Source organism: Acinetobacter sp. CIP 102637 (assembly GCF_000368425.1).
Lineage (GTDB): Bacteria > Pseudomonadota > Gammaproteobacteria > Pseudomonadales > Moraxellaceae > Acinetobacter > Acinetobacter parvus.
Genome location: NZ_KB849435.1, coordinates 586,787 through 613,160 on the forward strand (window position 1 = coordinate 586,787; position 26,374 = coordinate 613,160).

Consider the following 26,374-nt stretch of genomic DNA (forward strand, 5'->3'; position numbering starts at 1 on the left):
TGGAATGTGCTTGCTCAAATTTTATCTGTTTATGAATGGTGCTGGTTCCTAGCCTTGCTGGTGGGTGGGGGCAGTTAAAAATAGTGGAAACTTGTATGACATGGAGCGTTTTCAAGATTGAAAGGCAGCTTTTTGGCTGCTTTCAACCTTGATAAATAGAATGCAACTAAATGGTTCAGTTCAACTATTTGAGTAGGTTGCTAAAAATGATATTGCACCCAGATCAATCCAGAAAGAAATCTTTTTGTAGTTGTGTATGACCATCAACACAAGCATATTTAGAAAAATCCATAATGCCAATTCTGGCTAAGGCCTGTTCATCGGTGAGGCTTTGTCCCGTAAGTTCACCTTTGGCGGTGGTATAAATCGCATAAGCCGCATCTGCCATAATTTCAGGTTTACGACTGACCTGTAAGGTATTTTCCTCACCTAGGTTTTTCGAAACAGCTGCCGTTGCAATATAGGTCTCAGGCCAAAGCGTGTTACAGGAAATTCCATAATGCTGAAATTCCTCTGCCATACCTAAAGTCAGAATTGTCATACCATACTTAGACAAGGCATAAGGCGAGAGCATGCCTAACCATTTAGGTGACATATTTACAGGTGGCGATAAGCTTAAAATATGCGGATGTTGTGCTTGTTTGAGATAGGGCAAAGCGGCCTGCGCACAAATAAAGGTTGCACGGTGGTTAATGGTTTGGATCAGGTCATATTGTTTTAAGGAAGTGGCTTCGACACCTGTGAGTGCAATTGCACCTGCATTGTTTATTAATACATCAATACCACCAAAGTTCCTGGCTGCTTGTTGCATGGCAGCATGAATCTGCTGTTCATCTCGCACATCTAAAAGTATGGGCAGAGCTTTGCCGCCAGCAGCATCAATCTCTTCGGCGACGCTATAAATTGTGCCCGTTAATTTCGCTGTTTCCACTTCAGTTTTTGCTGCAATGACAACATTTGCCCCAGCTTGTGCTGCTTTCAGCGCAATGGCTCTGCCAATTCCTCGGCTGCCACCCGTAATAAAAATGGTTTTTCCTTGCATATTACTCATGTCGATGTCCTATATTCGAGTTGTTATAAAAGCTGATTTAAATCATAAAAGGATGTGCAAATTTTTCTGGATTGTATAGCTGTCGTTGCTTGGCAATTTCAACAATGCGATGGCGTAACTGACGTTTGATTACGGCATAGGTTTGGCGATGCTTTTGTGACATCTCTTCAGCAAACTTAAATACTTCATTATTTAATGATTCGGCAGGGTGAATTTGATGAACCACATGTGCGTCTAAGCACTCAATCCCTGTCATGGATTTACCCGTTAATGACATCTCCCAGATCGCATGTTGATTGGGAATGAGCTGCACAATCTCTGCAATACAGTCAGTGAAAGGAATAGTGAGTTTGACTTCGGGAAAGCAAAAACGTCCTTTATCTGCCCGCATCAAGCGAAAATCACATGCAGATGCCAAGATTGCACCACCAGCATAAGCATTGCCGTTAATTTCCGCAATGACAGGTAGATTAAGCAAAGCCAAGCGCAGCAGCATATTTTCCAGTTGTAAGGTAAAGGCTTTTTTATCTTGCATGGATTGTTGCATTAACCATGCGAGGTCTAAGCCATTGCAAAATGTTTTGGGATGGTCGCTTTGAATGACTAGGCAAGCATTGTGCGAATCACGTTCGATTTCATCAAAGATCTCGATATATTCATTTAGCACATCTTGATTTAAGGCATTGTCCTGATCGCCATTGGTTAAGGTGAGAACATAAATAGACTGCTGTTGATCAAGCGTCATGGTGGTCATTGAAGCGCTTCCTCATTCTGCGATGGTTGATTGATTGCAGTCATTATTTCGAATAAAACACTCGCACAATAGGTGTGACTATGCCATATTGATGATCATTTTAGGACAGGGGATGTGCGATGCGAGATCCTTTTGGATTGTTTCAGGAAACCATCTCGGTTTCTTATGCACATCTATTATTAGAAATTGTGCATGATTATGCGATTGATACTGAAACAGTTTTGGCTGGTACAGGATTAATGCTCACAGAAATGAAACAAGCCGATGCCAAAATGAGTGCGCATCAATGGTCAAAGCTGGTGGTGAATGCTTTAAGGCTGACGGGAAATCCGCGTCTGGGTATTGAATATGGTTTTAAATTACGTCCCACTTCGCATGGAGCCTTAGGTTTTGCATTTCTGAGTTGTACGGATGTTGAAACTGCATTAACGCTGTGCCAACAGTATTTCTGTACACGAATCCAGAACTTTACCCCTGAATCTTATATTGATGAAGACTTTGTCTATGTCTATTTGGATGGTGTACATCCTGTTAAATTTGGCAATGAGCAGCAATCTGATCAATTACGACACTTTCTGATTGAGAGTTTGCTGTTTGGCGCAATTCATTTTCTTGGTGTATTTTCTAAAAAAATTGTTGAACGTTGTGAGGTCTTTGTCGATTGGTCCGATGCACAGAATTATAAACGTATCGATCTCTCCCAAATCAAGATTCATTTTAATCAGCAACGCAATGGTTTGCGTTTTCCCAAGCAATATCTGCATTGTAAAAATCCTAATGCTGATCAAGTCGCATTCCAGCAGGCATTATTGTATTGCGAAAATGACAAACTTAAATTAGTCAAAGAAACAACACGGGATCTGCAAAAAAGTATTAAATCTGAACTACTTTATAACTCAAGCAATGGTTATCCAACACTTCCTTTAATTGCGCAACGCTTGAATATGTCTGAACGAACCATCAAGCGACATTTGCAGGCACAAGGAACTACTTTTTTACAGATTTTGGCTGAGGTACGTTTTAGTCAAGCCAGGAAGTTACTGCAACAACCACAATATACTATTCAGAACGTTGCAGTTTTGGTGGGTTATGAAGAAGCCACCAATTTTATTCGCGCTTTTAAAAAGATGTTTGGGGAAACACCGAGTCAGTATCGCAAAAGCTATTTGTCCAAAGCCACTTCATCCGACATCGCCAACTGAATCGTTTTAATAAAAAGTTTTAGCGAATGCTGAATCTGTTCGGTCCATTCGAAAGAACAATTCATACGAATAAAATGTTGATGTGAGGGCAACACATTAAATAAGGGGCTTGGTGCAACGCCTACCTGTTGTTGAATCAGCTGTTCATAGACTTGCATACTGCTGACTTTGTCTGGCAACTGAATCCAGAGAAAATAGCCACTTGGATAGTTATATACCTTACAGTCTTTCGGTAGATGTTGTTTGAGATATTGAAAAAATTGTTTTTTATTCTTTTCCAAAGCCCGTCTAAGCGTTCTCAGATGCTTTTCATAATGATGATGGGAGAGAAACTCCACCAGCGCATTCTGGATCAGCGCATTGGCTGAAATGGTGCTCATCAATTGCAAATGCTGAATATGTTCGGAAAATTTACCCGCATAGACCCATCCCATACGGAACCCTGAACCCAAGGTTTTGGAAAAAGAAGAGCAGTGCAACACCAGATTTTGCTGATCGAAATACTTCATGGGTAGCGGCTTTTGATTGCCATAAAACAGTTCTTCATAGACATCATCTTCGATCAAATGAATTTGATGTTCATGCAACAGCTTGGCGATTTTATATTTGATCTCATCACTGACCGTAAATCCAATCGGGTTATGGGCGTTTAGCATAAACCAGCAGACCTTAATTGGGTAATTCTTGATGACTTGCTCAAAGGCTTCAATATCGAAGCCATGCTGTGGGTGCTCAGGAAGAGTAATTACCTTTAAACCCAAGCGTTCCGCAGCCTGCCATGCACCATAAAAGATGGTTTGCTGTAGTAAAATATAATCGCCAGGCTGGGTAATTGCCTGTAGGGAAAGATTAAGGGCCTCTAAACCACCTGATGTAATCACAATGTCATCTGCATCAGTTGGAATCCCTTGCATACAATAGCGTTGTGCGATGAGTTTTCTCAGCGCTAAGTTGCCTGGTGGTAGGTTGCTGGTCTGATCATAACTATGTCGATTACGGGAAAGCTGACCCATGATCTGAATCAGTTTGGGCGGATAGAGCAATTGGCTATCTGGGAATGCAGAGCCTAAAGGACTGACCTGTTTAGACTGAATTGATTTTAGGTATTTGAACACCAGTGAGTTAATTTCAATTTTGGGGTTTAACGATACCACCGAATAAGCTTGTGGAATCTGGATATGATTCTGTTCAGCCACAAAATAACCTGACTTTTCCTTTGAATAAATCAGTCCCTGCGCTTCCAGCTCCTGATAGGCATTCATGACTGTGATGAGGCTCAAGCCTGAGCGTTGTACCTGTTCACGTAAAGATGGCAGTTTGCTGTGCGGCTCCCATGTCCCGTTTTGGATGAGAAGTTTCAGGCTATGCGCTAACTGTTCTGCTTTATACATAAGGTACTGAATCCAAAATGAGAACCTGTTTATGAGTATTGTGAGTAATTTATCTAATTTTATAACAGATGGGATGGAAATAAATCATCTGTTATATTTTTTTAGACAGCCTCTGTAGCTATTCAGCAATTGATATCTTCTACAAAATAACACCAAGAACGGTACGGTTTGTTAAATAATATACAAAACGTACAGATCAATCAGAAGACAATAGTTTGGCTGAAAGGTGTATAGGGCGATGTTTGTAACTAAAGAACTTAATGCGATAACCCAGCTTTTTCAGGATGGCGAGGTTTCGCAAGCAGTACAAGAACAGCTACATCTTGACTATGTAAATCTTGAAGCAACCTTGTTACGAGGCAAGGTATTAAGAGACTTTTCTAAAGAAAAAGTCGCTTATATTGTGCAAGAAAAAATAGAGGAAAATGACAATAATCTTGGGTATTTGTTTGCCCCATTTATTATTGCCAATTTAAATCAGCCCGTGATTTATACAACACCGATTTCAACCGCTGTTTTGGCGATCCTGAATCAATATTATCAGGCTGAGAAAAGTGTCAATTTAAAAATTGAAGAAGTGCTTCAAAGCCTAAAGCTTTATGTGGATTTGGTTGAACAACCTAAAAAAGAAGCTGATTTTCTATTTCGAACTTTGATTAAAGCCCTCTGTCGAACAGATATTTCCCATCTTTTCTTGATTACACATTTACCTGTAAATCAGGATCAAATTCAAATCTTGCAGGATTATTTGCAGATAAAAATTGACGTGATTTGCTGCGATACAACAGAACGTAGTGTTAATGATAAATTGATCAATACCCGAAAATTATTGTTTAAAAACAAAGATGAGTTTCATAAAACGATTTGTACTTTGTTTTCGAACCTGAATGCGCAACTGGTGGCACAGATTGGCCAGTTTAGCCAAAAACAGGCCGCTCACTTAATTGAAGATATGTTTTATTCAGAACACATTTTTGAAAAGTTGTCGGTCTATGCTGAATATATGCAAACCCGTATTCAAAATGGTGCCAGTTACAGGGCATTATCCATGATGTAGATGATGCAGTATTGAATTTTAGTATTTAAATAGGAGCAGACGATATGTCTAAAGAGCAAGCAAAATTTCCATATCTCACCGTTGGAATCAGTATTTTATTAGGCTGTTTGTTTTTAGTCTTCTTCTTTCTTGCTGTTAGCAATGAGCCTGATTATATGCCATCGCAACAGAAGCAGAATACGACACAGATGCAAAAATCAATTCAACAGCATTAATCATTTAGGTGTCTAAAGCCCCCAAAAGCCTAGAACATCTAGGCTTTTTGATTTCCACCATTTTATGTTAATGGCTGAGATTTTCTAAAAAACGTTGGATAATTTTTTGTGCCTGATTTTCCAGTTGGGCTGCATAAAGCAGATTATCCTGTCTTAACTGGGGAATAGACAAATTGGCATGACGTATTTCGCAGGTATGACCAATTAACCATTTCTCAAAGCTGTGTTGACTGACTTCCAGATGAAACTGTAAGGCTAAAATCTGCTTTCCGATCGCAAAGGCTTGATGAGGATAAATATCTGAACTTGCCAATAAGGTCGCATGATCTGGTAAGTCGAATGTGTCGCCATGCCAATGCAACACATGGTTATCTTCAAGCGCTGCCAGAATATTTTCAGCAACAGGCTGAATGTCCAGTTTGCCCCAGCCAATCTCTTTTTGGTGTCCAGCATAGACTTTGGCACCCAGTGCATGAGCAATTAACTGCGCCCCCAGACAAATACCAATGGTGGGTTTATTGGCTGCCAAACGCTGTTTAAGCAACGCAATCTCATCAATCAGGAAAGGGTAGTCCTCAGTTTCATAAACACCAATTGGCCCACCGAGGATGATGGTTAAACCCTCATAATTGAGGGCTGTGCTGAGGTCGTCAACACCCGCTTCGAAATAACGGACGCGGAAGCCAAGTTGATAAAAAGCATCTTCCAGAGAACCTAAATCCTCAAAGGCAAGATGTTGAATTGCATAAACTGTTTTAGGTAATGAAACTGCCATCGTATTCATGGTTTATCAGGTCACTATATTGGAAGTGAGTTAAGGCATTTTTTGCTCAAGCCAGGCAAATAAGTCTTGGTATACTTTTTCCCGTACTGGTGGGGCTGAAAGTACCAGATCATGCAAACCGTTGTGTACTGATAAAGTCTGTATATCACCTTTCATTTTTTTGGCATTATTGGTCATGTCTTTGACATCAAGAATGACGTCGCTTTGTTGGGCATCAATTCCCCATTTTTTAGGATATTTGGATTGATGTGAATGCATGATCAGGGTTGGAATATTCAGTGTAATGCCTTTATGGATTTCTTTTTGCGCTTCATGGATGGCATGCACAAAGCACAGTTGTACAAATGGCATGGATTCAGGTTTCCATTCCAGATTGAACTCCCATTCACCATGAAATTTTTTATGCAAACTTGGTACATACCACGGGTTTAGACCGCTTGGAAACTTGGCATTTGGGAAACGCTTGCCAAATTCACTCAGCAATGGAATCCCCACTTTTTTCTCAATGATGCTCTTAAAGAAATCATAAAATGGACTATTTGCCCATAACGCCTTAACCAGACGATGGTCAGGATAGTGTGCTGCATATAGGGTTGTGATCAAGCCACCTGTTGAATGTCCAGCAAGCAAAACCTGATTATGGTTTTCCTGACTAATGATCTCCAGTGACTTGCTGATTTCAGCATCATATTCACGTAAATCCCGCACGTAATAGAGGGTTTGATGGGGGAGTTTGGAACGCCCATATTTTCTAAGGTCAAGTGCGTAGAAGTCATAGCCATGCTGGTTAAACTGTTCAGCCATTTCTTTTTGAAAGAAATAATCAGCGAAGCCATGAACATACAACACAGCCTTTTTGGTGGCCTGAGCAGCTTTTTTTCGCACCAATGTGGCAACAACTTTCCCATCATAATCATCAGCAAAGTTCAGGGTCAGTTGCTGATAACCATTCCCTAGGATATCTGGTTGATAAGTATAAAAATTTAAAGTATTCATTTTTGATGTAAAGTCTAAATTCATTCATCAACACATTAAATGAAAACATCTGGATGTCAATGGCAATCTGAGATATGAGCGGTTTTCCAGATCGGTTTAGGTTTTTATTTTTGAGAAAAAATCAGTAAGCTATGGGTTGCTACTTTTACCTGATGAAATTATGAAACAAGAGACTGCACTGAAATTATTGAAAGCTGGAGAAAATGTTTTTTTAACGGGTTCAGCAGGTGCAGGAAAAACCTATACGCTTAATCAATACATTAATTATCTAAAGGCACGCAAGGTGCCTGTTGCCATTACTGCATCTACAGGGATTGCCGCAACCCACATGAATGGCATGACCATTCATACCTGGGCGGGTATTGGGATTAAAGACCATTTGAGTGATGACGATCTCAAACGGATGAAAGAGCGCAAATATTTAAAAGAGCATCTGGAAAATGCGCAGGTCCTGATTATTGATGAAATCTCAATGCTGCATGCCAAGCAGCTCAATTTGGTCAATCAAGTACTGAAATACTTTAAAGAGAGTGATGAGGCATTTGGCGGTATTCAGGTCATTGTCGCTGGCGATTTTTTCCAGTTGCCACCAGTCGGGCGTAATGGTGAAGCCAATCGGGATAAATTCTGCTTTATGTCTGAGGCTTGGGTGGAGGCGAAATTTCGGGTGTGTTATCTCACCGAACAACACCGTCAGGATGATGAAATCCTCAACCAGATTTTAAATGCGATTCGGGCGCAAAGTATTCAGGCCGAACATATTCGAGCGTTACAGCAATCACGCCAGCACGATATTGGTGAAACCTTTACCCGTTTATATACCCATAATATGGATGTCGATAATATCAACTATCAACATCTCAATGAGATTGACAATGAAAGCCATCAGTTTAATGCGGTGCTGGATGGTAATGAAAAGCTGATTGAAACATTGAAATCGTCTGTACGTGCGCCTGAAGAACTGACCCTAAAAAAGCATGCCAAGGTAATGTTTGTGAAAAACAACTTTGACCTTGGCTATATCAATGGCAGCTTGGGAGAAGTGATTGGTTTTGAGGAAGATGATCAGAACGGTATTTTGCCTAAAGTAAAATTGACCGATGGTACAACTTTATTGGTTGAGCCAGAAACTTGGTCGATTGAAAATGAGGCAGGCAAGGTGATTGCTAGTTTTCAGCAGATTCCCTTACGTTTGGCCTGGGCAATCACCATCCATAAAAGTCAGGGTATGACACTGGAAGCCGCAGAAATCAACCTGACCCATACCTTTGAAAAAGGTCAGGGCTATGTGGCCCTGTCGCGGTTAAAGTCCCTGAATGGTTTAAAACTACTGGGTTTTAATGATCAGGCTTTAGAGTTGGATAGTCTGGCCATTAAGGCGGATCGCCGTTTTCAGGAACTTTCTACTGAAGCCGAAGTCAATTTTGAAAACGTTGATTTAACCACACAGCAAAATGCATTTATCCGTCATTGTGGTGGTACGCTAAATCCGACTGAAATTAGCCGTAATGAGAAAAAGCTCAGCAAAGGTGGAAAGCAAAGTTATGCTGCCGCGACTCTGGATGAAACCAAGGCGCTGTTTGAAGAGGGTTATGATATTGAAGATATTGCCAGTGAAAGAGGGCTGACTCCTGCAACCATCATCAATCATTTGGCACGTTTGCACAAAGAACAGAATCTGGATATTTCAGTAGCTCATCCTGGCGATGAAGTAGTGGAAGAGGTGCGCAAAATCTATAAGAAATTGCAAAAACGCCAAAATCCTGAACATTTCACTGAAGATGGCTCAATCAAGCTGCGTCCAATTGTAGAGGCAACCAGTCCACGTATGGCTTATGATCAAGTGCGTTTAGCCCTGTTGTTTATTGAATAGGATGAATAAATGCCATACCTGATTCAAGGCAATGATTTAGACATTATTTAATGGCTTTTATTCATGCCAAATAGGGTTTTATTCCAATATTTCTATATCCACATATTGCTGAATCAGATTTTCATCAAGCATGTGCACATAATCCATAAACATGACATTAAAGCTGCCTACGGTTTGTGCCTGATCATAGGCAAGCTTTCCCGCAATTGCGAAATGTGTATGTGAGGCAAGTGCTGCAATGAGTGGGGAACTGACCGCACTATATGCCGCCGTTAATGCTCCCAGGGCACAGCCTGTTGCGGTGATTTTAGGCTGCAAATGACTCCCGCCGTTCACCTTAATCACAGCATCAAGCTGTCTGGAAATGAGGTAGTCCGATTCACCTGAGATTGCAATACATTCAGCATGCTGTAATAGGCTTTTTGCCTGGGCATAGACACCCTGACTATCGAGGGTGCTGTCCACACCTTTTGATTGTACCTGGCTGCCTGCAAGCGTACTGATTTCAGAGGCATTGCCCCGAATAATGGTCGGTTTAAAGTGCAGAAGCTGGTCAACCGTTTCACTCCGCCATTTTAAAACAGCACCATAACCCACTGGATCAAGCACCCACGGCACTTGATGTTGTTGCGCTGTTTGTGCCGAAATCAGCATAGCCTGAGTTTGTTCAGTCGTCGGTGTTCCGATATTGATACTTAAGGCTGAACTGATTTGCGTAAAACTTTCCGCCTCAAATGGGTTGTCAATCATGGCAGGGGACGCGCCAGCCGCCAGCAGAATATTAGCCACATAATTATTGGCAACACTATTGGTCATGCACTGAACCAAAGGTGTTTGTCGCTGTAGTTCATGCCACGCCTGAATAATCTGTTCAATCAGTTGTTGTTTTGATGACATCGCAAATCCTTATAAGCTTTAACGTGTGAAATAGTGGTCTTGATGCTTGCAATGGCGACAGATCAGCGAGACATAATCCTTGGCATCATAATCCACCACCAGATCATTTGAACCACAATACATGCAACGTTTTACAGAATAAAAACTGAGGCGCGGTTCAATTTTACGCCACGATTTCCACACAGGTTGTATGAAAATACGCTCATCATAACCAAGAAACTTAAACAGTAGAATCTCGCTCATTTTACTAAACGGAATATTATGTGGTCTTGGTAAGGTGGAGGTTTCCCAGCGTTCAGTCAAGGCACGTTCCCGATACTGTTCCAGTGTCTTTTTGAGCAGGTTGGTGTTGATAAACTTGTCATTTCGGGGCTGCAATGCCTTTTGTTTGTACAGATATTCCAGTGCGGTCTGGATTAAGTAGTAAATTTGTCCTACCGCAAGGTTTTCCATCAAGCGATAACAGAAGCCCTGAAAATGTCGATTTCCTGCTATCTGGATGCCCCAGGTACGGCAGTAAAACTGCATAAACTGAACAATTTCCTGATATAGAACAAGGTAAAGAGTATCTTTCACTTCATCCGTGGTCTGGAATGGAATACCCAAACTCAGGTTTTCATAAAACCAGTGGCGCAGTTGCTGTGTGATGCTAAAAAGACTTGGGTCAGCATAACCATCCAGACGAACATTTAAGTAATAGTGCTCGGTTTCAATGCCTGAATCCTGCGGTTTTAAAATGCCTGCTTTTAGCAGTTCCTGAACAAGATGGTTCTGAAATAGGTAATTCGGCGTAATTTCGTGATATTTGCAATTTTTCCAATGAATGAGTTCGTCATGTTGGACATCCTCACGCGCATACTGATCCAGTAGGCTGAGCAGGAATAACTTGTTGAGAAAACTGAGCTGATCAAGGCTGTAAATGACTTCATCTTTTACCTTGTTTTTACGCTGTTCCTGCAAGCGCGTTTGTTGGGTCTGTTTTTTGCGTTGTGCTGTACAGGAGGCACAATGACAATTTAGGTTGCTGTCTGACTTAAAAACGCGATGCTGGCAGTGGCTACATTCATGAAATTGCAGTTCATGTGTGTATTGTTCCGCATCAATCCAGTACATGGAAGCATGGCACAGTGGACAGTGGCTACTTTCATCTAACTGTTTTTGTAGAATCTGTAACTCCATTGATGCCTAACCCATATTTATAAAAAAAAGATTATACATGCTGGACCAAGACAATCATGCAAAGTTTGTATCGTTAAAAGTAGTTCAACATGAGACCTGATAGCGAGAACTGTAGCTAAAAATTAATTTTATGACCTTATACCAATAAGCCACGTATGGGACTTGAGGTATTAACTGGATTGGTGGAAGACCCGAAACGCCCCAATAACTACATAGATGGAGACATCCTTGAAAGCAAAACAGCTAAAACCTATAAAGGTAAAGCAGGTCTAAGCCCAGATGGCAAGCGTCTTTTTATGCATGGTTATGTTGGGATTTCTGCTTTAGGTCGTACAGTGGTATGGACTAGGACGGATAGTGCGTCATCCTAGTGGTTTATTTTTAAATATGTGAACCAGTTAAAATTCACTCTCATTTTAGACAGTCAAATATACATTTACCTTGTTGACTGTCTTCAAACATTAGAATAGATATATATAAATGAGATGGACCTGTTTTGCATTATGGAGCGTTTTATGCAAAAAAAACTCACTCATGAATGGAATCATGGGAATTTCTTTGGCAATGCTTTCAACAGATGGTTTTGCTACAACACCTGAAAGGTATTGGAAAAGCATTGACGACCGTACAGGCGAGCAGCTTTCAATTGTCGAAATAAAAAAGAAACCTGATACGACTTATACAGCAACCATTGTTTATCGTTATCCTGTTCTAGGTGGTGGGAATATACTGACCAACTGTGTCAAGTGCCCTGAACCTTTCAAAAATATACCCATTCTGGGTCTCCAGATTGCCTAGGGGTTAAAAGAAGATCCAAAGAACCCAAATCACTATATTGATGGTCGTGTTTTAGAGCCTAAAACAGGAAATATCTATAAAGGTAAGGCGCAACTCAGTGCTGATGGCAAGCGGATGCGTATGCGTGGTTACATGGGGGTGTCTGCATTGGGCCGCACCGTAGTCTGGCTTCGTACAGACAGTGCAAACCCTTAAATACAGGTCTAAATATTAAGTCGTATTTAAGCTGATTTAACTATAAAAAACTTGGTGGTATAGGGTAAGATAAACTTGATTTAATGAATAAAATTTTAATCAAGTCTGATAAGTACGAAGTGTTATTTAAAGTTAACGGAGATAATATGTTAAATCGTGTATTCATGAAAGGATTCTTGGGATTATCAATCACATTTACAAGTCTTATGACTTATGCAGCCTCTATCGAAGGTTACTGGAAAAGTATTGAAGAACGTACAGGTGAACAACTGTCAATTGTTGAAATCCGTAAAGGAAATGATGGTCGTTATCATGGAAAAATTGTTTATCGTTATCCGAACTCGCATGGTATTGCACTGACCAACTGCACCAAATGTCCAGCACCTTATACCAATAAACCCATTCTGGGTTTGGAGATTTTATCTGGATTTAGGGAAGATCCAAATAAGGCAAATGCTTATATTGATGGTCGAGTACTGGAACCTACATCTGGGCGAATTTATAAAGGTAAGGCTGTGGTGACTGGTGAAGGTAAACGCCTGCGCATGCGTGGTTATATGGGGGTGTCTGCATTGGGTCGTACCGTAGTCTGGATTCGTACAGATAGTGCAAACCCTTAATTTTATTTAAAAAAACCTCGAATCTATTGGGATTCGAGGTTTTTTATTGGGTCAACTAAACGGGGCACGGTAGATTTTCGTCTTCCTCACCGATTTTTTTCGCGGCAATCAATGCCTGTACTTTTTTGCTTGGTACTTTTTCTTTTCCAAGCACATCATAGGTATTCACGATATTGGTAACTTGCAGGGCGCTAAGATCAATACCCTCCGCCGATAAGAATACTGAAATCACATGATGATCAACGCCTGCAGCAGCAAGATCATGGATTGCCTTAATATTTTCTAGACGATACAAATGTGCTTTTAATTCCATAACAGTAGCCCTCGCTTGTTATTTTATATACCTACATTGGCATATATCATTAAGCAATAACCATGCACAAAATGTAAAAGTCTGGAAAAAAATGTAAATTGAGCGATGAAATGCAATTGCTTCTGTGGTTTTTATTTAAGAATAGAAACCTATGTTGTAATTTTGTCTAAACTATCAGCCTATTGACTCAATTTGATTTGAAAATGACAGAGTTTAGCTCAATAAAATTGTTAAAACTCATACGGGGTCTTAAAGACAGGCGGTATCAGTTGGCGTATGATCAAGTCATTACGAGTCTTGCCAACAAGACCATCAAAAAGACATGACCAAAGACAAGGAATACTGATGAACATTGCGGCACAACCTCCTGTACAGGCAGATCAAACCATTTATTTAAAAGATTATCAAAAACCCGCTTTTCTGGTTGAGTCGATTCATTTGGACATTCAGGTCTATGATGATCACACCATTGTTGATTCAACATTGGTCATGAAACGTCAGGCAGCGGGTGAGCTGGTATTGTTGGGTCGTGATCTGGAGTTACAATCCATTCAAATGAATGGACAGTTGTTGAATGCCGATCAATATCAGCTGGACAGTGAGCAGTTGGTGATCACCGATGCACCAGATCAGGTCATTGTGCAAACCAAAGTGATTATTCATCCTGAATCAAATACCCAGCTTGAGGGGTTGTATAAGGCGGGTGGCTTATTTGTCACCCAGAATGAGCCTGAGGGCTTCCGTAAAATTACATTCTATCCAGACCGTCCAGATGTGTTGGCAGAATTTACCACCCGTGTTGAAGCTGACAAAAAATATCCAGTATTACTTGCAAATGGTAACTTATTGGAAACAGGTGAAGTGGGAGAGGACCGCCATTTTGCCATCTGGCAAGACCCGACCAAGAAGCCAAGCTATTTATTTGCCTGTGTGATTGGTGATTTAGCGGTACTGAAAGATCGCTATACCACGTCTGAGGGACGTGATGTTGCTCTGGAAATTTATGCGATTGAAAAAGATATTCCAAAATGCCATATCGCGATGGAAGCACTAAAGCATTCAATGCGCTGGGACGAAGAACACTATGGTCGCCCGTATGATCTCGATAACTACATGATTGTGGCAGTGAGCCAGTTCAATATGGGTGCAATGGAAAATAAAGGTTTAAATATCTTTAATACGTCTTGTGTGCTTGCTGATGAGGAATACACCACTGATGCAGCCATTATGCGAGTGCAGTCGGTGATTGCCCATGAATATTTTCATAACTGGACAGGCAACCGTATTACCTGCCGTGACTGGTTCCAGTTGTGTCTAAAGGAAGGTTTGACAGTTTTCCGTGACCAGTCTTTCTCTGAGGATTTACAGTCGGCAGCAGTTCAGCGTATTGATGATGTAGCGGTGTTGAAGTCACATCAATTTCCTGAAGATGCTGGCCCGTTGTCGCATCCGCCACGCCCAGACCATTTTGTTGAAATTAATAACTTCTATACTGCAACGGTTTATGAGAAAGGTGCGGAAATTAACCGCATGATGGCGACTTTGCTGGGCAAGGAAAAATACCGTAAAGGAACAGATGAATATTTCCATCGCCATGATGGTCAAGCGGTGACGGTGGAAGACTGGGTTGCTGCATTAAGCGCAGGGTCAGGTGTTGATTTGTCTAATTTCCTCACATGGTATAACCAGCCTGGCACACCAAAGTTAGAAGCTCAAGGTGAATATGATGCGGCTGCACAGACCTATCGTCTCAGCTTCAAACAAAGCCTAAAAGCACACCCTAAATATCCAGACTTAAAGGCGGTTCCAATTCCTGTGGCTCTAGCTTTGTTCAATGCCCATACGGGTGAACAATATACCCTGCACAGCCCTGATCTCTTCGTCAATGATGTCAAGGATGGGATGTATCTATTTGATCAGGATGAAGCGAGTATTGAATTTACAGGCATAACTGAGCAACCTGTTGCTTCGTTATTACGTAATTTCTCTGCACCTGTGAATTTAGTCTTTGATTATTCCAATGATGATCTTGCATTTTTGATTCAGCACGAAACCAATGGCTTTAACCAATGGCAAGCGACACAAACTTTATTGGAACGTATTCTTTTAGAAGACCATAAGGTGGATACCTATATTCAGGCAATTAAAAATACCTTGCCTGACTTAGTAAATAAAGATCCGTTATTGGCATCACGTTTATTTGATGTACCAAGTGAAAACTACTTGGGTAGCCGTATTGATCAGGATTATGAACCTGCACTTATTCATGAGAAACGTGAAGCAGTGCTAGATAGGTTGGCTCGTGAGTTGGGTTCATTCTGGAAAGACACCTATCTATCTTTAGACCCAGAGATGCAAAAAGAGTTTTCTTTGGCGATGGGTGTGCGGGCGCTTAAAAATATCATGCTAAATATGCTGGCACGTCAGGGCGATGAGTCGGTATTTGATTTGGCTTATGCGCAATATCAAAACACGGGCAATATGTCTGAACGTTTGGGGGCATTGCGTGTGCTGGTCTGCAATGATGCACCACAGGCTCAAGATGCTTTGGATGACTTCTATAATCGTTTTAAAGATGAAGCCTTGTCGCTGGATCAGTGGTTTAGCATTCAAGCATCCAATCCAAATGCAACTGAGGAAACCATCAAATATTTGACCCAGCATGTAGATTATGATTTGGGTACACCGAACCGTATCCGTGCAGTGAGTGGTGGGCTTGCTGCAAATCCAGTGAATACGTGGAGCTTTGGTGTAGATCATTTTATTGAGCTTGGCGCTTATTTGGATGAGAAAAACCCAATTCTAGGTTCCCGTTTATTACAGGTACTTTCTCGCTGGTACACTTTGGCTGAGCCACAACGCAGTCAGGTACAGCAGGCATTGAAAGCGTTGCAACCGAAAGTGAAATCTAAGAATGTGTCTGAAACCTTGAGCAGTATGCTAAACATTGAATAACACATTGTTTTTGTCAGAAAGGATGCTGTCTCAGCATCCTTTTTTATATGTTCTGGATTATCATTAGTTCACAGAAAGGATACTCATATTGTGGTGATACATGGTTTTGCGTCGCAAAACACCAGCGGATCGGTTGTTTTATGCCATTTTAGGGTTGTCGTTGGCTCTTATTGCGGTCATCTATTGTGCGGTAAATCAGCCTGCTAGCCATTTACGCTTTGAAGTTAAAGAACGCCAGAAAATTTCGGTATTTGATGGGCAGCGATTGATATTACAGAATGTGGATTCAGTTGCGATTTCATCAGCAGGTGGGGAGAACCGAATACTACTCAATGCAAATGACTTTACTGAAGACCCGCATTTTGTTGCGACTTATCCTGAGATGCAGCAATTTTTTATCAAGCAGAGCCAAGTTCATCAACTGATGAGCCAGCATCAGCACATATTTTTGCAGTCAGGCGATCATTCAAGCTCAACGCCATATCCTGTCAATATTCAGCCTAAACGAAAGCTTCGGGATTTACCTTTTGAGTTCTGGTTTCAGCTTGCTGTCAGTTCGATTGGGTTTTTACTGGGCTGCTGGATTTGGGCATTGCGTCCCAATGAAATCGCCCCCCGTATTTTTGCCTTACTCAATGCGGCCTATCCAGTATTCGCCTTTTCCGCAGCCATCTATAGCACCCGTGATCTGGCTTTAAATGCCGAATTATTTCGGGTACTGGTCGCAATCAATACGGGTGGTGCATTGCTATATGGCTGTGCATTAATCAGTCTATTCCTGGTGTATCCAAAGCAGTTGATCCGAACCCAATGGTTGTGGGCAATACCGATATTTTTCTCTGGTTGGTGGTTGCTCGATACCTTATTTCTATTACCTGAACCAAGCATGGGGGGAGACTTACCCATTACCTTACAAATGCTGAGCGCAATTTTATGTATGGTTTGGCAATGGCGGGCAAACCGACATGATCCACGGGCAAAAGTGGCATTGCGCTGGTTTGCCTTATGGATTCTGGTTAGTAGCGGCGCATTTGTATTTTTGGTTCAGAGTACCCAGCTACTTGATATTCAGCTGAATATGTCACAAGCCTATTCGTTCGGTTTCTTCCTGTTTGTGACCATTGGTATTGCGATTGGCTTAAAACGCTATCAGTTATTTAGTCTGGACCGTTGGGCATTCGGAATTCTGTACTGGCTGGCAGGAGCGATTTTACTGGTGTTGCTGGATGCCTTTCTGGTGATGATGTTAAGCCCACTTATGTCACTCAGTCTGGCTATCCTGATTTGTGGTCTGGTTTGGCTGCCTGTCCGTGGCTGGCTACAGGCACGGCTGTTACAACGTAAAAAATTATCCGACAGCGAACTGTTTGAGCGAATCTTGCAGGTCAGCTTTGCGGTGAATGAGCAGGAACGCCAGTTACAGTGGAAAGCCTTGTTGAATGACCTGTTTCAGCCATTAAACCTTGAAATAAGTGAACACGAAAATAATAGCCAAATTGAAGATAATGGACTGGTGATGTATACCCCACAGGTGGCAGGACTGGCAGCGATGCGTCTCAGCTATCCGCAGCAAGGCCACCGTTTGTTTAATGCCTATGACCAGCAACTGGTTCAGAATCTATTACCGTTTTTAGCTCAGGCAGTCGAGAGTCGGGTTGCCTATGACAAAGGTGTGCGTGAGGAAAGACACCGTATAGCCCGAGATTTGCACGATGACCTGGGGGCAAAACTATTATCAGGTCTGTATCAGAAAGATGTGGATCAAGCCAAGCAGGCCATTCGTCAGGCGATTGCTGAAATGCGTACCATCGTCAATGGTCTGTTGGGTACGGCTGTTGAGTTAAATATGGTTTTGCAGGAGTTTGAGCATGAGGTTGTGACCCGCCTGCAAAGTTGTGGGATAGAACTGAATTGGCAACAAAATCTTGGAGATGTACCCATCACCTTAAGTTATGCACAATACAGGCATTATATTTCTATGCTTCGGGAAATCATTAGTAATATAATGAAGTATGCCAATGCCCAGAGTGTAATCATTGAGATTAGCCTGCTTGATTCACAACTGGTTTCTGTCATTTGTGATGATGGTAATGGTTTTGATGGTGAAACTAATCAGTCTGAGGGGAATGGGCTTAAAAACCTGAGGGAACGTGCAACTGAACTTTCAGCAACCTTGCATTTCCAAAGTCTGCCAGAGGCAAAAGGTTCAAGGGTTGAGTTGATCTTCCCATTATAGCGACTTTGGCAAAAAGCAATGGATGGTCAATATATAAATGGGTATAAACATGATTCGAACGGCATTGATTTTAGAAGATATACAGGAAGTCAATGCATGGATCAAACAGATGTTGCTTGAAACCTTTTCAGGTATTCGTATCCAGCAGGTTTATAGTGTAAAGGAAGCAAAACAGTCATTATTGTCACAACATTATGATCTGGTCTTGATTGATCTTTCCTTGCCTGATGGAAAGGGAACAGAGGTGATTGACTGGCTGGCACAACATTCTGCCAATACCCTGAGTGTGGTGGTAACAATTTTTGAAGATGACCAATATCTGTTTGAGGCCATTTGTCATGGTGCAAAAGGGTACTTGCTAAAAGACCTTGAACCCACTATATTTCAGCAGCATTTGAAAAACCTGATTGCTGGAATCCATGCCTTTTCCCCAAGCATGACGCAGAAACTACTCAATTATGTCAAAACACATGAACAGCTTAAGCAGCAAAAGCAACAGGCCATACAGTCGCTGACTTTAACCAATCGGGAAAAACAGGTGCTTGTTTATATTGCCAAGGGGCATCAGGTGGCTGAAATCGCCTACGAATTAAAATTATCTGGCCATACCATAAATGGCTATATCAAGACAATTTATCAGAAATTGCATATCTCCTCCCGTGCTGAAGCGGCACTGCTGGCACAGCAATATGGTTTAATTTGAGAGGTTTTGTTCTGCTAGGGCTTTCTTCTCTAGCCATGTCACGACATCTTCATTTTTGACACGGTCATAAATATCTTCAACTGAAATGCTTAAACCAATTGAGTTCAGTGTAATGTGATCTCCCAAATAGTAGAAATGAGATTGCCAGTTTTGACTACGACATACTACTTCAATCTCGGCAATACCCTGTTCAATCAGGATATATTCCTGTAGGGTCGGAATCTGTAGATACTTTTCACGTTTGATCACACGGTCAATCTGGCGCGTGGATTTAGACAATACCTCAACAATAATGGTCGGCGTTTCTGTAAAAACACTGTCATCTGCTAAATCTGAACAATCAACCAGTACATCAGGATAGAAATAACAGCTATCTACTTTAACTTTCATATCTCCGCTATAAGGCTGGCAGGTTTTTCCCTTTAAGTGTTGGTGTAATGCAGAGGAAATGTTGAGGGTAATTCTGTTATGCGCCGCTTTTGCCCCAGCCATTGCATAGACTTCGCCATGAATATATTCATGTTTAATATCAGTTAGCAATTCGCCATCAAGATAATCCTGTTCACTGACTGAAAGTGGGTAGGCATGATGAGGTGACATGGCAATAACTCATAATGATATAAATACAGCCTATACCTTAGCGTGTATGAAGAAGTATCACAACTCATTGAATATTCACATTGTAAACAAGTTTTTGAAGTCAAAATAGATTTTAGGCTATCCCCCCCTGAACTGGGGATACGCAGAAAACCCTAAAAACGTTACTGTCATCACGAAAGGGATGAAATAACGAATGGGGTTCCTATGTTAAAAAAAAGTTTATTGAGTGCTTGTATTGCTGCCAGTGTTTTACTTACAGCATGTCATGATGACGATGATCAGCACAGTAATACATCACCAACACCGACCACAACCTACAGTAATTTAGCTGGAACAGCAGCTGTTGGGGCAGCGATTAAAAATGCCAGTGTCACAGCGAGTTGTAAAGATGGCACTGGGTTTAAAAATGAGGTTAAAACCAATGAACAGGGGGAATGGTCAGGCCAGGTGGATAGCACTAAACTACCTTGTGCATTGGAAGTGAAAGCATCAGATACCCAAACCTTGCATGGTTACGCTGCAAAAGCGGGTAATGTCAATATCACGCCATTTACTGATCTTGCTCTGGCTTTGGCAAGCTCACAAACGCCAAGTGACTGGTTTAAAACCTATCAACCAATTTTAGAAACCACACTTAAAACTGCGGTAGATAATTTAACTAAACAACTCAGAGCAGATGGTTATGTATTACCAGAAAACTTTGACCTATTAACAACTAAATTTGCAATTGATGATGCATTTGATAAGGCTCTGGATGCTTTTGCGGCATCATTGGCTGCCAATCAAGCTACGATTAAAGACTACGCTGCCCTGATTGAGAAAGTAAAAGCAGGAGATGTGGCAGCAGTTCCTGATGTTGTTGCGACGACTCCAACACCAACGATTGAAACCTGTGCCAGCCAAAAATTACCTGTAGGCAAACTCAGTGATTTGACGAGCTATAGCGGTGATTACAGTGATAAAGGTACAGTGGTCTTGAATCTGAATGCAGCGACAGGAAAAGTTATTGCAAAAGGCACAACTGCAACCATTGCAGAAGTTTGCGGTGCAAACGTTCTGCAAAATGGGACAAATTATTATGTAATTACTGATAAGGGGTATGTGACACTATTTAAAGACAATGCAGGTAAATATTCTGCGGAAAGTGCAGATTTTACAGGTTTTTATGGTGAAAAGACCACAGCCTCTCCACAACTTTGTGAATCAAATGGTGCGGATGATAAGCTTGGCTTTAAGAATGCCCCGAATGATTTCTGTAGCTTTAGTAAGGCAAGTTCAGTTGCAATTAAATCACCTGATATTTATACATTTTTTAATGCTGATAAAAAAGAAAATGTAAAAATCACGGTTGAAAATTCAGTTGTGAAAAGTGTTGCTGTTGAAAATAATAGTTATGCTTGGGCATGTGGTGTGGGAACAAATCCTGCCTGTAATGGTGTAACCGTAAAAGATGGACAGATCAATTCAAAACCTGCAAAAAGCTTCTATTTTAATAATACTGTATTAAAAGCAGTCAGTGGGACAACGCAAGATCTAACAGTTAAAAATAATAGTCTGTTGATGCATTTAGATAACAGTCAGTCGACTACACCAACACCTGCTACAAGCTGTGCAAATAGTACCAATCAATGGGGTTGTATCACCATTACTGGATTAGCTTCGCCATTGATATTCGAACATGACTCAGCTGTATGGGCGACACCAAGAGTTGGGCAGTTTAACGCATCTAATCAAACTGTAAATGTACAGTTCGCCCATAAAGCAAATTCACCACTAGAGGATGGTATAACGATTACCAAAGCTAATGCGAGTGCTACTTCTATCTCATTTGCACTAGGTTCAATAACTTGGTATCAATGTGGAACATATGCTTCGGAAACTTCTGTATGCCCTGGATTAAGTTTGGACACAGCAAACCGTACATTAACATTTAAAGATGTAAAACTTTCTCAACAAGCTGATCCAACGAAAATATTAACTGCTAATGGTATACTGAAATTTTAAAAATTCACTCTAATCTTAGCTGGGGCATCTATTGATGCCCTTTTTTATTTGACAATTAATATTGTCAAAAATAATATAAAAGCGATTTAAAAAAATGGATAGCTGAAATGGAAATAAAAACAATCACATTACCGACACGTCAAATTGAAGTTGAAGTGTATGCATCTGCACAGACGTCAGAAAAAGTCCCTGCAATCCTATTGCTGCATGAGTTGTTTGGCATACTGGATGTGTATCGGGAAGATGCCCAAGACTTGGCTGATCGGGGCTATTTGGTTTATGTGCCTAATTTATTTAGTGGTGGTGCAGTCAAGTATTGTATTCGTGCCATGGTGAGTAAGGCAGGACGTATTAATGCAGCCGACAGTGAAGTTAATCAGGAAATTCATGTTTTACTCGATGCATTAAAGGCAGACCCAAGATCGAATGGTCGGTTAGGCATGTTAGGGCAGTGTTTAACAGGGGGTTATGTGATTCAGATGGCCAAGCGTGAGGATATGCTGGCACCTGTGGTTTATCATCATTCTCTGGGGATTCAAGGGGTGGGTGTTCCAAGCAAAGAGTCTTTAGATGAAGTGCGTATTTTACAAGGGCATTGGGCTACGGTTGATCCATTCTGTCCAGCAACCAAGCGCAACAAATTGATTCAGAAACTGGGTGATCGGGTTGAAGCCTATACCTATAACATGCCGCATGGTTTCCGCAGTGTCAGTCGTGGCCTCCCTGAAGCAAAGGTGGTTTGGCAACGCACAGTTGAATTTTTTGATCGTGAATTAAACCAAAATATTGTATAAATGATATGCTTAAGCACATATCATATATAAATATTGATTCTTATAGAAATAAAATGAGAGGGGAAAATGTCACATACATACGAATATGCAGGTTTTTGGATACGTCTATTAGCTTCAATTATTGACTCGATTATCCTGATCGTTGCTTTAATTCCGATTATGATGATTATCGCACCAAATGCTGCAAGTGGTTTTACAGGCTGGACATGGTCGGATTGGCTTGGTCAAATTATTGGTGCAGTTTTTTATATTGTATGTTGGGTAAAATTTGCAGGAACACCTGGAAAACGGTTGTTACGTTTAAAGGTACTGGATGAAAAATCAGGTGAAAACCTGACGGTTGGGCAAGCCATTCTTCGTTATATCGGTTATTTCCCATCTACGCTGGTTTTCTTTCTCGGTTTTATCTGGATTGCATTCGATAGCAAAAAACAAGGTTGGCATGACAAAATCGCAAAAAGCGTAGTTGTGCGTGAGCTATAACTTTAGATTTTCAAGATGAACACAAAAAAGTCGTCATGGTTGATGGCTTTTTTGTTTCTATCCGCATGAAAATAAATGAATTGATAGGTTATGTCTCATAAATGATATATCAGTCTTTTAAGCTTTCACATAGAATAAAATCGCATTGATAAAAATGAGAACAACATGAGTTCAGAGGCACATTCAATTAGCTTAATTGCACCCGTGGTTTTATTGGCCGCGGCTGTGATTGCAGTCCCTATTTTTAAACGAATAGGTTTGGGTTCGGTACTGGGTTACTTAATTGCAGGCTTGATCATTGGACCATTTGGCTTTGCATTTTTCCACGACTCCACATCAATTTTACATATTGCAGAATTAGGGGTTGTCATGTACCTGTTTGTGATTGGTCTGGAAATGCAGCCTTCACATTTATGGGGACTCAGACGCGAAATCTTTGGCCTGGGGACATTGCAGATAGTAGTCTGTGCGACCGCATTAACAGGTGTGGGGCTATTATTTGGCTTCACATGGCAGGTGGCTTTTATTGGGGCGGCTGGTTTTGTACTCACTTCAACAGCAATTGTGATGCAGTCACTGGGAGATCGGGGTGATATTGCCCAGCCACAGGGCCAGAAGATTGTTGCCATTTTATTGTTTGAAGATTTATTGATTGTACCTTTATTGGCTATCGTAGCATTTATGGCGCCCAACCATGTGGTTGAAAGTACCTCGGCGCGTTTAGAAAATATTGGTATTGGTTTAATTGCAATTGCAGGTTTGATTGCAGCAGGTTATTGGTTACTCAATCCTTTATTTAGATTACTTGCCGCTGCAAAAGCACGAGAAGTCATGACCGCAGCAGCGCTGCTGGTTGTGCTGGGTGCTGCATTGCTGATGCAAGTCAGTGGTTTGTCTATGGCGATGGGTGCTTTTCTTGCAGGTGTGTTGTTATCTGAATCAACATTCAGGCATCAAATCGAGGCGGATATTGAACCATTCCGAGGGCTGTTACTGGGCCTGTTTTTCCTCGGGGTCGGGATGTCGCTTGACTTGTCCGTGGTTGCCCAAAACTGGCAGCTTATTCTAAGTGGTGTGTTGGCGATGATGTTTGCCAAGGCACTGATGATCTATATTGTTGCTCGCCTGACCAAAAGTAGGCATACGGAAGCTTTGGATCGTGCTTTATTGATGGCTCAAGGTGGTGAGTTTGCCTTTGCTCTGTTTTCTACTGCTGTCTCCGCTCAAGTCATTGATAATACCGTTAAGTCGAATCTAACAGCAATTATTGTACTGTCTATGGTATTGACTCCAATCTTAGGCATTGTGTTTAAACGTTTTACCGAAACCAAAGATCAGATCAATTTAGACAATGTCAATATTGCTGAAGGCTTGAGTGGCAGTATTCTAATGATTGGTTTTGGCCGTTTTGGACAGGTGACCAGTCAATTATTACTGGCAAGAGGCGTTGATGTCACCATTATTGATAATGACATTGACATGATTCAAAACGCGGAAAAATTCGGTTTTAAAATCTATTATGGTGATGGTTGCCGTCTGGATATTCTGCATGCTTCAGGGGCGGCTACGGCGCAGGCAATCGTGGTGTGTGTCGATAGTAAAGAAACCACCAATCGAATTGTGAAGCTGGTGACGCACGAATTTCCACTGGCCAAGCTGCTGGTACGTTCCTATGACCGCGAACACTCACTTTATTTAGTCAAGCAAAAAGTGGATTATATGATTCGTGAAACCTTTGAATCTGCAATCAAGTTTGGCGGCGTGATTTTGCAAGAACTGGGTGTCGATGAAGATGAGGTTCAGCGCATCACCGATGAAATTCGTGAGCGTGATGATGAGCGTTTTGAAACAGAAATCGCTGCGGATGACGTTTATGCAGGTGTGGGTCTGCAATATACCAATGCACATCCACGTCCAACTGCACCATTAATTCGACCTAAACAGGCTGGACGCATTTTAAATGATGAAGAGGCGCAGAAAGATTTGGATGAAAAATAACGGTTAGCCAATTATATTCTTAAATAAGCCTTAGGATACTAAGGCTTATTTTTGAGTTTAAACTTGAATAAGATTAAAACAAAAATACCTAAGATCAATCCCCAAAAAGCAGAACCAATCCCCCAGAACTGCACACCAGAAGCGCTACATAAAAAAGTCAGCAAAGCGGCTTCACGTTCTTCGACATTGGCAAAAGCAAGTGCAACGTTATGGCTAATGGTTGCAAACAGGGCAATTCCAGCCAATGCCACAATAAAGATTTGTGGAAATGACCATGCTGTTGCAACGGGATATTTATATTTCCAAGATAAGATGAGTCCTGATAATCCAATCGCTAAACCTAATGCCCAAAACCATGAGCTGATTTGTGCAGTATTTGCCCCTAAAGATTGTGCGCCTTGAATCACCAAGACCGCAGAAACGCTAATCCCGATTAAAAAGGTGATAAAACCAGCAAATACCGCAGGAATGGAAAAATCTTGAATAAGGCGTTGCATCAATGCATCTATAGTTGATTAAAATTTGTTGAAAAGTATATCGTTAATATTCGCTAAATCGTAGTTCTAAAATGATTGAATAAATTGATCATTTGATCAAAAGTAGCATTAAGCCAGCGTTGAGGTTGCGAGTTTAACACCAAAACCAAAAAACAGGATGCCAACCAGACAAATACCACTTGCTGCCAGTTTAAGGTTATGTTTAAAAAAAGCTGCCAATTTAATACCAGAAAAGATCAAGGCGGTTAAATAACTAAAACTGATCAATTGCAGAATAATCGCCAGAATTAAAAAACTTAATGCAGGATAGGCATAGTCTGGTTTGACGAACTGCACAAAGAAAGACAGAAAAAATAGGATGGCTTTGGGATTAAGCAAGCTGATACTCAGTGCTGTACGGTAGGGGTGAACTTGATCTAATTGAGGTAAATCAGGCAGTTCAGCATGCTGTTGTGGTGTGTTCCATGTTTGATAAGCGCCCTGTAATAATTTAAAACCTAAATAGGCTAAGTAGGCACCCCCGATTATTTTTAAAATCACAAATAAAATTGGAAAAGCTTGTAACAGGGATGCTGCTCCAAAAATAGTCAGCAGGATTAAAATAGAATCGCCTGTTAATACGCCCAATGCACCCCAAAAACCTGTTTGGATCCCATAACGTGAGGCAACCGACATGACATATAACGAGTTGGGGCCAGGTAATAAGATAATCAACACTGTACCAATAATGTAAGCGGTTAAATCTGTGATACCAAACACAATCAACTCATTAAAAAACC

General features: G+C 41.2%; 23 protein-coding genes and 2 pseudogenes. 14 read left to right on the top strand and 11 right to left on the bottom strand.

Going from position 1 to position 26,374, the window contains the following annotated elements:
• Positions 1 to 223 precede the first annotated feature (223 nt).
• Both F967_RS05770 and F967_RS05775 read right to left on the bottom strand, forming a co-directional pair.
• Positions 224 to 1,051, bottom strand: coding sequence for an SDR family oxidoreductase (locus F967_RS05770; protein ID WP_004798785.1), 828 nt, complete (start codon positions 1,049 to 1,051; stop codon positions 224 to 226).
• A gap of 37 nt (positions 1,052 to 1,088) precedes the next feature.
• A complete protein-coding gene (locus F967_RS05775; RefSeq protein ID WP_004681006.1) occupies positions 1,089 to 1,805 on the bottom strand; it encodes an enoyl-CoA hydratase/isomerase family protein in 717 nt (238 codons plus the stop codon).
• A gap of 119 nt (positions 1,806 to 1,924) precedes the next feature.
• On the opposite strand from F967_RS05775, the gene F967_RS05780 reads away from it, so the two are divergent.
• Positions 1,925 to 3,007 carry a helix-turn-helix transcriptional regulator gene (locus F967_RS05780; RefSeq protein WP_004798788.1) on the top strand — a complete coding sequence of 361 codons (1,083 nt, stop codon included), beginning with the start codon at positions 1,925 to 1,927 and terminating at the stop codon, positions 3,005 to 3,007.
• Here F967_RS05780 and F967_RS05785 read toward each other — a convergent pair.
• Positions 2,968 to 4,398 carry an aminotransferase-like domain-containing protein gene (locus tag F967_RS05785; protein WP_004798790.1) on the bottom strand — a complete coding sequence of 477 codons (1,431 nt, stop codon included), beginning with the start codon at positions 4,396 to 4,398 and terminating at the stop codon, positions 2,968 to 2,970. The two genes, F967_RS05780 and F967_RS05785, sit on opposite strands and share 40 nt — an antisense overlap.
• Positions 4,399 to 4,636: 238 nt before the next feature.
• Here F967_RS05785 and F967_RS05790 point away from each other — a divergent pair, with 238 nt between their 5' ends.
• Positions 4,637 to 5,455, top strand: coding sequence for a hypothetical protein (locus F967_RS05790; protein ID WP_004798792.1), 819 nt, complete (start codon positions 4,637 to 4,639; stop codon positions 5,453 to 5,455).
• Between the two features lie 44 nt (positions 5,456 to 5,499).
• Positions 5,500 to 5,670 carry a cbb3-type cytochrome oxidase assembly protein gene (locus tag F967_RS14325; RefSeq protein ID WP_004677895.1) on the top strand — a complete coding sequence of 57 codons (171 nt, stop codon included), beginning with the start codon at positions 5,500 to 5,502 and terminating at the stop codon, positions 5,668 to 5,670.
• A gap of 67 nt (positions 5,671 to 5,737) precedes the next feature.
• Here the strand turns inward: F967_RS14325 and F967_RS05795 are convergent, their stop codons facing one another.
• Together F967_RS05795 and F967_RS05800 are read right to left on the bottom strand one after the other, a co-directional pair.
• Positions 5,738 to 6,454 carry a glutamine amidotransferase gene (locus F967_RS05795; RefSeq protein ID WP_004798795.1) on the bottom strand — a complete coding sequence of 239 codons (717 nt, stop codon included), beginning with the start codon at positions 6,452 to 6,454 and terminating at the stop codon, positions 5,738 to 5,740.
• Positions 6,455 to 6,484: 30 nt separating this feature from the next.
• Positions 6,485 to 7,450: an alpha/beta hydrolase gene (locus tag F967_RS05800; protein ID WP_034431202.1), complete on the bottom strand. Its 966-nt coding sequence runs from the start codon at positions 7,448 to 7,450 to the stop codon at positions 6,485 to 6,487.
• 160 nt (positions 7,451 to 7,610) lie between these two features.
• On the opposite strand from F967_RS05800, the gene F967_RS05805 reads away from it, so the two are divergent.
• Positions 7,611 to 9,323, top strand: coding sequence for an AAA family ATPase (locus F967_RS05805; RefSeq protein ID WP_004798800.1), 1,713 nt, complete (start codon positions 7,611 to 7,613; stop codon positions 9,321 to 9,323).
• Between the two features lie 78 nt (positions 9,324 to 9,401).
• Here the strand turns inward: F967_RS05805 and thiM are convergent, their stop codons facing one another.
• Positions 9,402 to 10,220, bottom strand: coding sequence for a hydroxyethylthiazole kinase (gene thiM / locus F967_RS05810; protein WP_004759833.1), 819 nt, complete (start codon positions 10,218 to 10,220; stop codon positions 9,402 to 9,404).
• Between the two features lie 18 nt (positions 10,221 to 10,238).
• Positions 10,239 to 11,399: a hypothetical protein gene (locus F967_RS05815; RefSeq protein ID WP_004759834.1), complete on the bottom strand. Its 1,161-nt coding sequence runs from the start codon at positions 11,397 to 11,399 to the stop codon at positions 10,239 to 10,241.
• Between the two features lie 134 nt (positions 11,400 to 11,533).
• Here F967_RS05815 and F967_RS05820 point away from each other — a divergent pair.
• From F967_RS05820 to F967_RS05830, 3 genes and pseudogenes are all read left to right on the top strand, one after another.
• A pseudogene (locus tag F967_RS05820) lies at positions 11,534 to 11,770 on the top strand (DUF2147 domain-containing protein); the annotation flags it as partial.
• 109 nt (positions 11,771 to 11,879) lie between these two features.
• Positions 11,880 to 12,392, top strand: a pseudogene (locus F967_RS13655) (DUF2147 domain-containing protein).
• A gap of 146 nt (positions 12,393 to 12,538) precedes the next feature.
• A complete protein-coding gene (locus tag F967_RS05830; protein WP_004759838.1) occupies positions 12,539 to 13,012 on the top strand; it encodes a DUF2147 domain-containing protein in 474 nt (157 codons plus the stop codon).
• A 55-nt stretch (positions 13,013 to 13,067) separates the two neighbouring features.
• On the opposite strand, the gene F967_RS05835 is transcribed toward F967_RS05830, so the two are convergent.
• Entirely contained in the window at positions 13,068 to 13,325 is a 258-nt protein-coding gene (locus F967_RS05835) for a hypothetical protein (protein WP_004759839.1), read from the bottom strand.
• 345 nt (positions 13,326 to 13,670) lie between these two features.
• Here F967_RS05835 and pepN point away from each other — a divergent pair, with 345 nt between their 5' ends.
• The 3 genes from pepN (at position 13,671) to F967_RS05850 (ending at position 19,219) form a co-directional block, all read left to right on the top strand.
• Entirely contained in the window at positions 13,671 to 16,280 is a 2,610-nt protein-coding gene (pepN, locus tag F967_RS05840; RefSeq protein ID WP_004798803.1) for an aminopeptidase N, read from the top strand.
• Between the two features lie 100 nt (positions 16,281 to 16,380).
• On the top strand, positions 16,381 to 18,516 hold the full coding sequence (locus tag F967_RS05845; RefSeq protein WP_004798805.1) for a sensor histidine kinase: 2,136 nt from the start codon (positions 16,381 to 16,383) through the stop codon (positions 18,514 to 18,516).
• 49 nt (positions 18,517 to 18,565) lie between these two features.
• Complete coding sequence (locus tag F967_RS05850; protein ID WP_004798807.1) at positions 18,566 to 19,219, top strand: response regulator transcription factor; 654 nt, start codon at positions 18,566 to 18,568, stop codon at positions 19,217 to 19,219.
• Here the strand turns inward: F967_RS05850 and F967_RS05855 are convergent.
• Positions 19,211 to 19,819: a Uma2 family endonuclease gene (locus tag F967_RS05855; protein WP_004677877.1), complete on the bottom strand. Its 609-nt coding sequence runs from the start codon at positions 19,817 to 19,819 to the stop codon at positions 19,211 to 19,213. The genes F967_RS05850 and F967_RS05855 overlap by 9 nt on opposite strands.
• Before the next feature lie 204 nt (positions 19,820 to 20,023).
• Between F967_RS05855 and F967_RS05860 the strand changes: the two genes are divergently transcribed.
• From F967_RS05860 to F967_RS05875, 4 genes are all read left to right on the top strand, one after another.
• Positions 20,024 to 21,823: a hypothetical protein gene (locus tag F967_RS05860; RefSeq protein WP_004798809.1), complete on the top strand. Its 1,800-nt coding sequence runs from the start codon at positions 20,024 to 20,026 to the stop codon at positions 21,821 to 21,823.
• 107 nt (positions 21,824 to 21,930) lie between these two features.
• Positions 21,931 to 22,617, top strand: a complete 687-nt coding sequence (locus F967_RS05865; RefSeq protein WP_004798812.1) for a dienelactone hydrolase family protein — start codon at positions 21,931 to 21,933, stop codon at positions 22,615 to 22,617.
• 66 nt (positions 22,618 to 22,683) lie between these two features.
• Positions 22,684 to 23,100, top strand: a complete 417-nt coding sequence (locus tag F967_RS05870) for an RDD family protein (protein WP_004677874.1) — start codon at positions 22,684 to 22,686, stop codon at positions 23,098 to 23,100.
• A 165-nt stretch (positions 23,101 to 23,265) separates the two neighbouring features.
• The gene (locus F967_RS05875) at positions 23,266 to 25,098 is read left to right on the top strand and encodes a monovalent cation:proton antiporter-2 (CPA2) family protein (RefSeq protein ID WP_004798815.1); all 1,833 of its coding nucleotides are present in this window, start codon (positions 23,266 to 23,268) and stop codon (positions 25,096 to 25,098) included.
• Between the two features lie 38 nt (positions 25,099 to 25,136).
• Here the strand turns inward: F967_RS05875 and F967_RS14725 are convergent, their stop codons facing one another.
• Both F967_RS14725 and leuE read right to left on the bottom strand, forming a co-directional pair.
• On the bottom strand, positions 25,137 to 25,595 hold the full coding sequence (locus F967_RS14725) for a benzoate/H(+) symporter BenE family transporter (protein WP_004798818.1): 459 nt from the start codon (positions 25,593 to 25,595) through the stop codon (positions 25,137 to 25,139).
• 108 nt (positions 25,596 to 25,703) lie between these two features.
• Positions 25,704 to 26,354: a leucine efflux protein LeuE gene (gene leuE, locus F967_RS05885; protein ID WP_004759853.1), complete on the bottom strand. Its 651-nt coding sequence runs from the start codon at positions 26,352 to 26,354 to the stop codon at positions 25,704 to 25,706.
• Positions 26,355 to 26,374: the final 20 nt, after the last annotated feature.

What these genes read in the sequence shown, in the direction of transcription:
- F967_RS05770 (WP_004798785.1), bottom strand. Translation starts at nt 1,051, where the DNA reads ATGAGTAATATGCAAGGAAAAACCATTTTTATTACGGGTGGCAGCCGA.
- F967_RS05775 (WP_004681006.1), bottom strand. Translation starts at nt 1,805, where the DNA reads ATGACCACCATGACGCTTGATCAACAGCAGTCTATTTATGTTCTCACC.
- F967_RS05780 (WP_004798788.1), top strand. Translation starts at nt 1,925, where the DNA reads ATGCGAGATCCTTTTGGATTGTTTCAGGAAACCATCTCGGTTTCTTAT.
- F967_RS05785 (WP_004798790.1), bottom strand. Translation starts at nt 4,398, where the DNA reads ATGTATAAAGCAGAACAGTTAGCGCATAGCCTGAAACTTCTCATCCAA.
- F967_RS05790 (WP_004798792.1), top strand. Translation starts at nt 4,637, where the DNA reads ATGTTTGTAACTAAAGAACTTAATGCGATAACCCAGCTTTTTCAGGAT.
- F967_RS14325 (WP_004677895.1), top strand. Translation starts at nt 5,500, where the DNA reads ATGTCTAAAGAGCAAGCAAAATTTCCATATCTCACCGTTGGAATCAGT.
- F967_RS05795 (WP_004798795.1), bottom strand. Translation starts at nt 6,454, where the DNA reads ATGAATACGATGGCAGTTTCATTACCTAAAACAGTTTATGCAATTCAA.
- F967_RS05800 (WP_034431202.1), bottom strand. Translation starts at nt 7,450, where the DNA reads ATGAATACTTTAAATTTTTATACTTATCAACCAGATATCCTAGGGAAT.
- F967_RS05805 (WP_004798800.1), top strand. Translation starts at nt 7,611, where the DNA reads ATGAAACAAGAGACTGCACTGAAATTATTGAAAGCTGGAGAAAATGTT.
- thiM (WP_004759833.1), bottom strand. Translation starts at nt 10,220, where the DNA reads ATGTCATCAAAACAACAACTGATTGAACAGATTATTCAGGCGTGGCAT.
- F967_RS05815 (WP_004759834.1), bottom strand. Translation starts at nt 11,399, where the DNA reads ATGGAGTTACAGATTCTACAAAAACAGTTAGATGAAAGTAGCCACTGT.
- F967_RS05830 (WP_004759838.1), top strand. Translation starts at nt 12,539, where the DNA reads ATGTTAAATCGTGTATTCATGAAAGGATTCTTGGGATTATCAATCACA.
- F967_RS05835 (WP_004759839.1), bottom strand. Translation starts at nt 13,325, where the DNA reads ATGGAATTAAAAGCACATTTGTATCGTCTAGAAAATATTAAGGCAATC.
- pepN (WP_004798803.1), top strand. Translation starts at nt 13,671, where the DNA reads ATGAACATTGCGGCACAACCTCCTGTACAGGCAGATCAAACCATTTAT.
- F967_RS05845 (WP_004798805.1), top strand. Translation starts at nt 16,381, where the DNA reads ATGGTTTTGCGTCGCAAAACACCAGCGGATCGGTTGTTTTATGCCATT.
- F967_RS05850 (WP_004798807.1), top strand. Translation starts at nt 18,566, where the DNA reads ATGATTCGAACGGCATTGATTTTAGAAGATATACAGGAAGTCAATGCA.
- F967_RS05855 (WP_004677877.1), bottom strand. Translation starts at nt 19,819, where the DNA reads ATGTCACCTCATCATGCCTACCCACTTTCAGTCAGTGAACAGGATTAT.
- F967_RS05860 (WP_004798809.1), top strand. Translation starts at nt 20,024, where the DNA reads ATGTTAAAAAAAAGTTTATTGAGTGCTTGTATTGCTGCCAGTGTTTTA.
- F967_RS05865 (WP_004798812.1), top strand. Translation starts at nt 21,931, where the DNA reads ATGGAAATAAAAACAATCACATTACCGACACGTCAAATTGAAGTTGAA.
- F967_RS05870 (WP_004677874.1), top strand. Translation starts at nt 22,684, where the DNA reads ATGTCACATACATACGAATATGCAGGTTTTTGGATACGTCTATTAGCT.
- F967_RS05875 (WP_004798815.1), top strand. Translation starts at nt 23,266, where the DNA reads ATGAGTTCAGAGGCACATTCAATTAGCTTAATTGCACCCGTGGTTTTA.
- F967_RS14725 (WP_004798818.1), bottom strand. Translation starts at nt 25,595, where the DNA reads ATGCAACGCCTTATTCAAGATTTTTCCATTCCTGCGGTATTTGCTGGT.